Origin of the sequence: uncultured Microbacterium sp. (genome assembly GCF_963521695.1) — a bacterium.
Taxonomy (GTDB): Bacteria; Actinomycetota; Actinomycetes; order Actinomycetales; family Microbacteriaceae; genus Microbacterium.
The window spans coordinates 1-10342 of sequence record NZ_CAUQWC010000116.1 but is presented as its reverse complement, the minus strand read 5'-3'; the positions used below and the strand labels follow the sequence as shown (position 1 = coordinate 10342).

The window sequence follows — 10342 nt, the reverse complement described above, 5'->3', positions numbered from 1 at the left end:
CGAGCGCTGCCACCCCGCACGCGAGCACCGCGGAGGCGAGCACGGTCGCGACGGCGGCCCCCGCCACGATCGCCGCCATGGCCACGAACGCGCTTTCGAGCGCGGCTTCGACGCCGGCTTCCAGCGCGGACGCGAGGCGGGCGGCGCTTCCACTGAGCCTCAGGCGTGAGTCCTCGGATGCGTCCGCGGCCGCGGCCCCCGTGCGGGACCACGGTCGCGGACCGCGGGCTACTCCGTTCCGGCTGATCACGCAACATCCGCGGTCGTACGTGACGCCCCGTGTCACTTCACGACGCTCTGAGACGCACTCGTTGGCCGGCATCCGCAGCCCGCTCTAGCGTCTGGGGAAATGCCGCCGGTATGCCGCACCGGCGCAGCGAAGGAACAGTCGCATCGTGACCACCAGCCACACCCCACCGCGCGCCGCCACCCGGCCGCCGCGCCCGTCGACCAAGCCCAACGGGCAGTGGAAGATCGACGGCACCACGCCTCTCAACGGAAACGAGGAGTGGAAGCAGGTCGACGACGGTCTGGCCGTGCGCGAGCGCATCGAGAACGTCTACGCCTCGGGCGGCTTCGCCTCCATCGACCCGACCGATCTGCACGGCCGGTTCCGCGTGTGGGGCCTCTACACGCAGCGCAAGCCCGGCATCGACGGCGGTCGCACGGCGACCCTCTCCCCCGAAGAGCTCGAAGACGCGTACTTCATGCTCCGCGTGCGCATCGACGGCGGGCAGCTCACCACCGAGCAGCTGCGCGTCATCGCCGGCATCTCGCAGGAGTTCGGCCGCGACACCGCCGACCTCACCGACCGCCAGAACGTGCAGCTGCACTGGGTCGAGGTCGAGTCGATGCCCGAGATCTGGCGCCGGCTCGAAGCGGTCGGTCTCGGCACGACCGAGGCGTGCGGCGACGTGCCGCGCGTGGTGCTCGGGTCGCCCGTCGCGGGCATCTCCGCCGAGGAGCTCATCGACCCGACGCCGCAGATCGACGAGATCACGAGCCGCTTCATCGGCGATCCGACGCTCTCGAACCTTCCGCGCAAGTTCAAGTCGGCCATCACCGGCCACCCCAACCACGACGTGGTGCACGAGATCAACGACGTCGCCTTCGTCGCCGTCGAGCACCCCGAGCTCGGCATCGGGTACGACCTGTGGGTCGGTGGCGGCCTGTCGACCACCCCGCGCCTCGGCGAGCGCCTGGGTGTCTTCGTCGCACCCGAGCGGGTCGCCGAGGCCTGGCACGGCGTCGCGCAGATCTTCCGCGACTACGGCTACCGGCGCCTCCGCAACAAGGCGCGCTTGAAGTTCCTGCTCGCCGAATGGGGGACCGAGAAGTTCCGTCAGGTGCTGCAGGACGAGTACCTCGGCTACGCCCTGCCCGACGGTCCCGCGCTGCCCAAGCCCGCCGCCCCCGGTGACCACGTCGGCATCCACCGTCAGAAGGACGGCGGCTTCTACGTCGGGGCGACGCCCATCGTCGGCCGCGTCTCGGGTACCACCCTCGCCCGCCTCGCCGACCTCATCGAGGAGCACGGCTCGACGCGGCTGCGCACCACGCCGCACCAGAAGGTCGTGATCCTCGACATCCCCGAGGACCGGGTCGAATCCCTCGTCGCCGGTCTCGACGCGCTCGGTCTGCAGGCGCGTCCCAGCCTCATCCGCCGCGGCACCATCGCGTGCACGGGCATCGAGTTCTGCAAGCTCGCGATCGTCGAGACCAAGGTCAACGCCACCGCCGCGGTCCTCGACCTCGAAGAGCGCCTCGCCGCCTTCGACCTGCCGCACCCGATCTCGCTGCACGTCAACGGGTGCCCCAACTCGTGCGCGCGCATCCAGACCGCCGACATCGGGCTCAAGGGTCAGCTCGTCACGATCGACGGCGAGCAGGTGCCCGGCTACCAGGTTCACCTCGGTGGAGGCCTCGCCTCGCCGGACCGCGACGAAGCCGGCCTCGGTCGCACGGTCCGCGGGCTCAAGGTCGCCGCCGACGGCATCGCCGACTACGTCGACCGGGTCGTGCACCGCTTCCTCGACGATCGCGACGCCGGCATCGACGAGACCTTCGCCCAATGGGCGCACCGCGCCGACGAGGAGGCCCTGCAGTGACCGTGTCGCTCGCCCCCCGCATCACCGCGCGCCGCAGCGCCGCCGAGCTCGAAACGCTCGCCGAACAGGGAAACGAAGAGCTCCGCAGCCTCGCGGCCGATGAGGCGACCCCCGCCGAGGTCATCGCCTGGGTCGCCCGCCATTTCGCACCCGAAGCCGCCGCGGTGGCGTGCTCGATGGCGGATGCCGCGCTGCCGCACCTCGTCGCCGAGCAGCTGCCGAACGTCGACGTGCTCTTCCTCGACACCGGCTATCACTTCCGCGAGACCCACTTCACCCGCGACGAGGTCGACCGCGCCCTCGACGTGCGGGTGGTCGACGTACTCCCCGAGCAGACCGTCGCGGAACAGGATGCCGAGTTCGGCGCCCGCCTGTACGAGCGCGATCCCGCTCTGTGCTGCGCGCGCCGCAAGGTCGATCCCCTGCAGGGGGCGCTCGGCGGCTACGAGGTGTGGTTCACCGGCGTCCGCCGCGACGAGGCCCCCACGCGCACGAACACCCCGCTGGTCACCTGGGACGAGCGCAACGGCCTCGTCAAGGTGAACCCGGTGGCGGCGTGGAGCTTCGACGACCTCATCGGGTACGCCAACGGCCACGCCGTGCCGGTCAACCTCCTCCTCACCCACGGCTACCCCTCCATCGGGTGCGAGCCGTGCACGCGCCCGGTCGCCCCGGGCGAAGATCCCCGGTCCGGCCGCTGGGCGGGCCTGTCGAAGACCGAATGCGGGTTGCACACATGAGCGCTGTGTCCACGGCATCCACTGCCCTCTCCACCCTCGACCTGCTCGAGGCCGAGGCGATCCACGTCATCCGCGAGGTCGTCGCCGAGTTCGAGCGACCCGTGCTGCTGTTCTCGGGCGGCAAGGACTCCGTCGTCGTGCTGCACCTGGCGACCAAGGCGTTCGCCCCCGGCCGCGTGCCGTTCCCCGTGCTGCACGTCGACACCGGGCACAACTTCCCCGAGGTGCTGCGCTTCCGCGACGAGACGGTCGAGCGCCTGGGTCTGCGTCTCGAGGTCGCCCGCGTGCAGGACTACATCGACGACGGCCGCCTGCAGGAGCGCTCCGACGGCACGCGCAACCCGCTGCAGACGCTACCGCTGCTGGATGCCATCGCCGCGGGCCGTCACGACGCCGTCTTCGGCGGCGCCCGCCGCGACGAAGACAAAGCGCGGGCGAAGGAGCGCATCATCTCGCTGCGCGACGAGTTCGGGCAGTGGGACCCGCGTAATCAGCGGCCGGAACTGTGGAGCCTCTACAACGGGCGCCACACCCCCGGCCAGCACGTGCGCGCGTTCCCCATCTCGAACTGGACCGAGCTCGACATCTGGCGCTACATCGAGCGCGAGGCCATCGCGCTGCCGCCGCTGTACTTCGCGCACGAGCGCGAGGTGTACCGCCGGGGCGACATGTGGCATCCGGTCGGTCCGTTCTCGCCTCCCCGCGAGGACGAGCGGGTCGAGGTGCGCACCGTCCGCTACCGCACCGTGGGAGATATGAGCTGCACCGGAGCGGTCGAATCGGATGCCGCCGACCTCACGGCCATCGTCGCCGAGGTCGCCCGCACCACCATCACCGAACGCGGGGCCACCCGCGCCGACGACCGCCTCAGCGAGGCGGCCATGGAGGACCGCAAGAAGGACGGGTACTTCTGATGTCGCTCGACACCCTCGAGGCGCCGGTCCGAACGACCGAGCCGACACTCTTCCGCTTCGCCACCGCGGGCTCCGTCGATGACGGCAAGTCCACGCTCGTGGGACGCCTGCTGCACGACGCGAAGGCGATCCTCGCCGACCAGCTGGAGCAGGTCGCGCGCACCTCGGCCGACCGCGGCTTCGCGCACGGCGCGTTCGATTTCGCGCTGCTGACCGACGGTCTGCGGGCCGAGCGCGAACAGGGCATCACGATCGACGTCGCCTACCGCTACTTCGCCACCGGCACGCGGTCGTTCATCCTCGCCGACTGCCCCGGGCACGTGCAGTACACGCGCAACATGGTCACGGGCTCCACCACGGCCGACGCCGTCGTCGTGCTCGTCGACGCCCGCGCCGGCGTGGTCGAGCAGACGCGTCGCCACCTCGCCGTGGTCGCGCTGCTGCGCGTGCCGCACGTGATCATCGCCGTGAACAAGATCGACCTCGTCGACTTCTCAGCCGAGGTGTTCGCCCGCGTCTCCGCCGACGCGCGAGCGGTGGCGACCGAGCTCGAGATCGACGACCTGCACGTGCTGCCCGTGTCGGCCCTCGAGGGCGACAACATCGTCGACCGCTCGACCCGCACGCCCTGGTACGACGGCCCCGCGCTGCTCGAGCTGCTCGAGACCCTCCCCTCCGCCGACGAGTCCACCCGCGTCGGCGAGCCGTTGCGCCTGCCCGTGCAGTCGGTCATCCGGCCGCAGGGCGGGCTGTCGCCCGAGCTCGCCGCCGACCCCGATACCGCCACGGCTCTGCGGGACTACCGCGCGGTCGCCGGGCGCATCTCCCGCGGCGCCGTGCGCGTGGGCGACGAGGTCGAGGTGTCGGGCTCGGGCGTTCGCACGGTGGTGCGCGGCATCCGGGTCGCGGGTGTTCCGGCCGACAGTGCCGTGGCCCCGCAGTCCGTCTCGCTCGAACTCGCCGACGACGTGGATGCCGCCCGCGGCGCCGTCATCGCCTCGGCGGGCACGCTGCCCCCGGCCCGTCGCGAGGCCGACGTCGAACTCTTCCAGCTCGACGCACGGCCCCTGACCGCGGGCTCCCGCGTGCTCGTGAAGCACGGCACCGCCACGGTGCAGGCGATCGTGGCCTCCATCGACTCGCGGTACGACCTCGACGCCCTCACCCACGTCGACGCCGACCGACTGCAGACGAACGACATCGGCCGCGCGCGCCTGCGCCTGGCCGCCGACCTGCCGCTGGAGCCGTACCGCGACAGCCGCCACGAGGGCTCGTTCCTCGTCATCCATCCGTCCGACGGCGCGACTCTCGCCGCCGGGATCGTGCGCTGACCGGCGCCCGACGAACGCGCGCCGACCGGCGCACGACTGACTGCCTACGAAGGAGGCGAACCGTGAAGACACTGCGCACCGCGACCGCGATCACAACCCTGGGACTGATTGCGGCCATGATGGCCGGCTGCGCCACGGGGCCCGCCGCCTCGGCCGAGGGTGCCGACCAGGGCCCGGCCGCCGAGCTCCGCCTCGGCTACTTCGCCAACGTCACCCACGCGCCCGCTCTCGTGGGCCTGCAAGAGGGCCTCCTGCAGGACGCCCTCGGCGACACGACGCTGTCGACCGAGGTGTTCAATGCCGGTCCCGCCGCCATCGAGGCGCTCTCGGCCGGCGCGATCGACGCCACCTACATCGGGCCCAACCCCTCGATCAACACCTTCATCCAGTCGCGCGGCGAGTCGGCGCGCATCATCGCCGGCGCCGCGACCGGCGGCGCAGCCCTCGTCGTGCGCGACGGGATCGACAGCGCGGAAGACCTGAGGGGCAAGACCCTCGCCACCCCGCAGCTCGGCAACACGCAGGACGTGGCGCTGCGCGGCTGGCTGAAGGAGCAGGGTTTCCAGACCGACACCTCGGGCGGCGGCGACGTCACGATCACCCCGACCGAGAACGCCCAGACCTTCCAGCTGTTCAAGGACGGCCAGCTCGACGGCGCGTGGCTCCCCGAGCCGTGGGTGTCGCGGCTGGTCGTCGACGCGGGTGCGAAGGTGCTCGTCGACGAGGCCGACGAGTGGCCCGACGGGCAGTTCCCCACCACCGTGCTGCTGGTGCGCAAGGAGTTCCTCGACCAGCACCCCGAGACGGTGTCGAAGCTGCTGGCGGGCCACGAGGCATCCGTGAAGTGGATCGCCGACAACGCCGGTGAGGCCGCCTCCGTCATCAACGCGCAGATCGCCGCCGACACGGGCAAGCCGCTCGCCGACGCCGTGATCGCCCGCGCGCTGGAGCACGTGACATTCTCGGTCGACCCGCACGCCGACACCTTCCAGACGCTCGTCGAGAACGGGGTCGCCGCGGGGACGCAGAAGGAGGGCTCGATCGAGGGCCTGTTCGACCTGCGGCTGCTCAACGCGCAGCTCGCGACCAGCGGCGGAGCGCAGGTCTCGGCCTCAGGCCTCGGCGAGGAGTGACATGACCACGGCCCGCATCGACAGCCCGGCACCCGCCCTCCCCACGTCTCCGGCGGTGCGGATCGACGGCGTATCGAAGCGCTTCGGTGCGGGCCCGGTCGTCCTCGACGACATCACCCTCGACTTCGCCCCGGGCGAGTTCGTGTGCCTCCTCGGCGCCTCGGGCTGCGGAAAGTCGACGCTGCTGAACCTCATCGCCGGCCTCGACCGCCCCACCGCGGGGCGTATCGAGACCCCCGCCGAGGGCTCGGCCGTCATGTTCCAGGAGTCCGCCCTCATGCCGTGGCTGACCGCGCGCCGCAACGTCGAGCTGGCCCTGCGCCTGCGGGGCGTGCCGCGCGCGCGTCGGCGCGACGAAGCGCTCGCCCTGCTCGACACCGTCAACCTCGCGGATGCCGCCGACAAGCGCCCGCACGAGCTGTCGGGCGGCATGCGCCAGCGCGTGGCCCTGGCCCGTGCCCTCGCGCAGGACCGGCCCGTGCTGCTGATGGACGAGCCCTTCGCCGCCCTCGACGCCATCACCCGCGACCTGCTCCACGAGGAGCTCGAGCGGGTGTGGCGGGCGACCGGTCGCACGATCGTGTTCGTCACCCACAACGTGCGCGAGGCCGCCCGCCTCGGTCAGCGCGTCGTGCTGTTGGGCAGCCGCCCCGGCCGCGTCGTCAACGAGTGGCGCATCGAGCGCACCGAGGGACGCCGGATCGAGTCGTCCGAGGTCGCCGCCCTGGCGGTCACGATCACCGACGAACTGCGTAAGGAGATCCGCCGCAATGCGCGCTGACACCACGGCCACGGCCGACGACCTCCGCAGCCTCGAAGCCGGCCTCGACAACCTGCAGACCACCACCGACGCGAGCGGCGGCCGCTGGCGCACGTTCTGGTCGAGCGCGCTGCCGCCGATCATCTTCGTCGTGCTGCTGATCGCCGCCTGGCAGCTCTACATCGTCATCGCGGACCCGCGGCCCGACAAAGCGCCCAGCCCCGCTGACGTGTTCGGCGCGCTCGCCTACGCGTGGGACACCGGCCGCCTGCAGGAGGCCGTACTGACGAGCCTCGAGCGCGGCATCCTGGGTTTCCTCATCGCGATCGTCATCGGCACCCCCATCGGACTGCTGCTGGCCGAGGTGCGCCCGATCCGCCGGGCGGTCGGGCCGATCATTTCCGGGCTCCAGGTGCTGCCGTCGGTGGCGTGGGTGCCCGCCGCGATCATCTGGTTCGGACTCACGGATGCCACGGCCTACTTCGTCATCCTGATGGGCGCCATCCCCTCGATCGTCAACGGCCTCATCTCGGGCGTCGACCAGGTGCCGCCGCAGCTGCGGCGCGTGGGCACCGTGCTCGGCGCGTCGAAGTGGCAGCTGGCGACCTCGGTGATCCTGCCCGCGGCCCTCCCCGGCTACTTCGCCGGTCTCAAGCAGGGGTGGGCGTTCTCGTGGCGTTCGCTGATGGCGGCCGAGATCATCACCTCGGGCGGCACGATCGGCTTCGGCCTCGGCACGATGCTGCAGCAGACGCGCGACCTCGCCGACCTCGCGGGCGTGCTCGCGACGATCGTGGTGATCCTCGGAATCGGCATCCTTATCGAACTCGCCTTCTTCGGCCCCATCGAGCGGCGGATGCTGCGGGGTCGCGGCCTGCTGCAGTCGGGCGGGGCGCGATGAGCGGGTACGCCGAAGGGTCGGATGCCGCTATGCCTGGCGCCGGCGCTGCGCACCAGGTCCCCACCGCGCGCTCGACCCGGGTCCCGGCCTCCGGAACGGTCTGGCTCGTCGGCGCGGGCCCGGGAGACGCGGGCCTGCTGACCCTGCGGGGGCTGCGCGCCCTCGAGTCCGCCGACGTCATCGTCGCCGACCGTCTCGGCGCCCGCGGGGTGCTCGACGGCCTCTCCGCAGACGGCGTGCACCTGGCCGCCGAGGTGATCGATGTCGGCAAGCTCCCCGGCCATCACGCCGTGCCGCAGGATGCCATCAACGCCCTGCTCGTACGCGAAGCCCGCGCGGGACGCACCGTCGTGCGCCTGAAGGGCGGCGACCCGTACGTGTTCGGCCGAGGCGGCGAGGAACTGCTCGCGTGCCAGGAGGCCGGCATCGACGTGCGCGTGGTGCCCGGCGTCACGAGCGCCGTGTCGGTGCCCGCGCTGGCCGGTATCCCGCTCACCCACCGCGGGGTGGCGACGAGCTTCACCGTGGCGACCGCCCACGACCAGCTCCTGCCCCTCGGCGGCGGACGCGACCACACCGTCGTGCTGCTCATGGGCGTCGGCACCCTCGCGCAGTCGGCCCTGACCCTCGCCCGCGGCGAGCGCGGCGGCGACTGCCCCGTCGCGATCGTGGAAGATGGATTCGGCGCGCGCCAGCGCGTCACCGTCGGCACCCTCGCCACCATCGCGGCCCAAGCCGCGGAGCGCGGGGTGCGCTCCCCCGCCGTCGTGGTCGTCGGCGACGTCGTGCGCCTCAGTCCCTACGCGCCCGCCGCCCTGGCATCCCTCGATCTCACCTTCGACCCCCTCGCCGTTCCCCGAAAGGCCCCTTCGCTGTGACCTCGTCTTCTCTCACCTCGCTCCGTGTCGCGATCGTCGGCGCCGGCCCCGCCGGCATCTACGCGGGCAACATCCTCACGCGCGCGGTGACCGACGCCGGCGGCACGGTCGCGATCGACCTGTTCGACTCGCTGCCCGCGCCCTACGGGCTCATCCGTTACGGCGTCGCCCCCGACCACCCGCGCATCAAGGGCATCGTCGACTCGCTGCACGAGATGCTCGACGCAGGCTCCACCCGCTTCATCGGCAACGTCGAGGTGGGCCGCGACATCGCCGTCGACGAACTGCACTCCCGCTACGACGCGGTGATCCTCGCCACCGGCGCGCTGCGCGATGCGCCGCTCGACATCCCCGGCATCGACCTGCCCGGCTCGTACGGCGCGGCCGACTTCGTCGCCTGGTACGACGGACACCCCGACGTGCCGCGCGAGTGGCCGCTCGATGAGCGCGAGGTCGCCGTCATCGGCAACGGCAATGTCGCCCTCGACGTCGCCCGCGTGCTCGCCAAGCACGCCGTCGACCTGCGGTCGACCGAGATCGCCGACAATGTGCTGCACGGCCTCGAGGCCTCCGCCGTCACCGACGTGCACGTCTTCGGTCGCCGCGGCCCCGCCGACATCAAGTTCACGCCCATCGAGCTGCGCGAGCTCGGCGAGGTGCCGAACGTCGACATCGTCGTGCACGACGAGGACTTCGTCGACGCCGACCCCGCCCAGGCGTCCAACAACCAGCTCAAGGTGATGCTGCGGGTCCTCAACAGCTGGCGTACGCGCGAGCAGACCGGGGCGAGCCGCCGCCTGCACCTGCACTTCTACCACGCACCCCTCGCGGTGCTCGGCGACGAGCGCGTCGAGGGCCTGCGTTTCGAGCGCACGGAGCCCGTCGGCGACGGCACGGTGCGCGGCACCGGCGAGATCCGCGAGATCGCCGTGCAGCAGGTGTACCGCGCGGTCGGGTACTTCTCGAGCCCGGTGCTCGGTGCGCCGTTCGACGCCGTCCGCGGCGTCGTGCCCAATGTCGAGGGCCGGGTCGTGGAGGGCTCCGAGGTCGTAGAGGGCTCCGAGGTCGTATCGGGACTGTACGCGACGGGCTGGATCAAGCGCGGCCCCGTCGGTCTCATCGGGCACACGAAGTCGGATGCCATGGAGACCATCGCCCACCTCGTCTCCGACATCGAGGCCGGCGCCCTGTCGGCCCCCACGGTCGACGGCGACGTGCTCGAGGCTCTGGCCGAGCGTGGCGTGGAGTTCACCACCTGGGAGGGCTGGCGCACGCTCGACGCGCACGAGCGCGCGCTCGGCGCCGCGCACGAGCACACCCGCGAGCGGGTCAAGGTCGTGTCGCGCGAGGAGCAGGTCTCGGTCTCGCGGTCGGGGGCCTTCGTCTCATGACCTACGTGATCGCCCTTCCCTGCGTGGACGTGAAGGACCGCGCCTGCATCGACGAATGCCCCGTCGACTGCATCTACGAGGGCGAGCGGTCGCTGTACATCCACCCCGACGAGTGCGTCGACTGCGGCGCCTGCGAGCCGGTCTGCCCCGTCGAGGCGATCTACTACGAAGACGACCTGCCCGAAG

General features: G+C 71.8%; 11 protein-coding genes. 10 read left to right on the top strand and 1 reads right to left on the bottom strand.

The window, feature by feature from the left end; translation table 11 throughout:
• Positions 1-250 (bottom strand): hypothetical protein (locus RWP81_RS09905; RefSeq protein ID WP_314455550.1); only part of this gene is annotated, 250 nt, incomplete at its 3' end.
• A gap of 142 nt (positions 251-392) precedes the next feature.
• Here RWP81_RS09905 and RWP81_RS09900 point away from each other — a divergent pair.
• The 10 genes from RWP81_RS09900 to fdxA all read left to right on the top strand — a co-directional run.
• Positions 393-2108 (top strand): nitrite/sulfite reductase, encoded by a 1716-nt coding sequence (locus RWP81_RS09900; RefSeq protein WP_399540581.1) that lies wholly within the window; start codon positions 393-395, stop codon positions 2106-2108.
• Positions 2105-2848, top strand: a complete 744-nt coding sequence (locus RWP81_RS09895; protein ID WP_314455545.1) for a phosphoadenylyl-sulfate reductase — start codon at positions 2105-2107, stop codon at positions 2846-2848. Before RWP81_RS09900 ends, RWP81_RS09895 begins: the two co-directional genes overlap by 4 nt.
• The gene (gene cysD, locus RWP81_RS09890; protein WP_314455541.1) at positions 2845-3762 is read left to right on the top strand and encodes a sulfate adenylyltransferase subunit CysD; all 918 of its coding nucleotides are present in this window, start codon (positions 2845-2847) and stop codon (positions 3760-3762) included. The genes RWP81_RS09895 and cysD overlap by 4 nt, the downstream gene beginning before the upstream one ends.
• Positions 3762-5093: a GTP-binding protein gene (locus RWP81_RS09885; protein ID WP_314455538.1), complete on the top strand. Its 1332-nt coding sequence runs from the start codon at positions 3762-3764 to the stop codon at positions 5091-5093. Before cysD ends, RWP81_RS09885 begins: the two co-directional genes overlap by 1 nt.
• Before the next feature lie 62 nt (positions 5094-5155).
• Complete coding sequence (locus tag RWP81_RS09880; protein WP_399540580.1) at positions 5156-6226, top strand: ABC transporter substrate-binding protein; 1071 nt, start codon at positions 5156-5158, stop codon at positions 6224-6226.
• Position 6227: 1 nt separating this feature from the next.
• Positions 6228-7007 carry an ABC transporter ATP-binding protein gene (locus RWP81_RS09875; protein WP_314455535.1) on the top strand — a complete coding sequence of 260 codons (780 nt, stop codon included), beginning with the start codon at positions 6228-6230 and terminating at the stop codon, positions 7005-7007.
• Entirely contained in the window at positions 6997-7887 is an 891-nt protein-coding gene (locus RWP81_RS09870; RefSeq protein WP_314455532.1) for an ABC transporter permease, read from the top strand. Before RWP81_RS09875 ends, RWP81_RS09870 begins: the two co-directional genes overlap by 11 nt.
• A gap of 29 nt (positions 7888-7916) precedes the next feature.
• The gene (gene cobA, locus RWP81_RS09865) at positions 7917-8765 is read left to right on the top strand and encodes a uroporphyrinogen-III C-methyltransferase (protein WP_314455529.1); all 849 of its coding nucleotides are present in this window, start codon (positions 7917-7919) and stop codon (positions 8763-8765) included.
• Complete coding sequence (locus tag RWP81_RS09860; RefSeq protein ID WP_314455526.1) at positions 8762-10156, top strand: FAD-dependent oxidoreductase; 1395 nt, start codon at positions 8762-8764, stop codon at positions 10154-10156. Before cobA ends, RWP81_RS09860 begins: the two co-directional genes overlap by 4 nt.
• Positions 10153-10342 (top strand): ferredoxin (gene fdxA, locus RWP81_RS09855; protein ID WP_314451482.1); only part of this gene is annotated, 190 nt, incomplete at its 3' end. The genes RWP81_RS09860 and fdxA, both read left to right, overlap by 4 nt.

Coding starts and splice junctions, on each gene's coding strand:
- cysD (WP_314455541.1), top strand. CDS start 2,845: ATGAGCGCTGTGTCCACGGCATCCACTGCCCTCTCCACCCTCGACCTG.
- RWP81_RS09885 (WP_314455538.1), top strand. CDS start 3,762: ATGTCGCTCGACACCCTCGAGGCGCCGGTCCGAACGACCGAGCCGACA.
- RWP81_RS09875 (WP_314455535.1), top strand. CDS start 6,228: ATGACCACGGCCCGCATCGACAGCCCGGCACCCGCCCTCCCCACGTCT.
- RWP81_RS09870 (WP_314455532.1), top strand. CDS start 6,997: ATGCGCGCTGACACCACGGCCACGGCCGACGACCTCCGCAGCCTCGAA.
- cobA (WP_314455529.1), top strand. CDS start 7,917: ATGCCTGGCGCCGGCGCTGCGCACCAGGTCCCCACCGCGCGCTCGACC.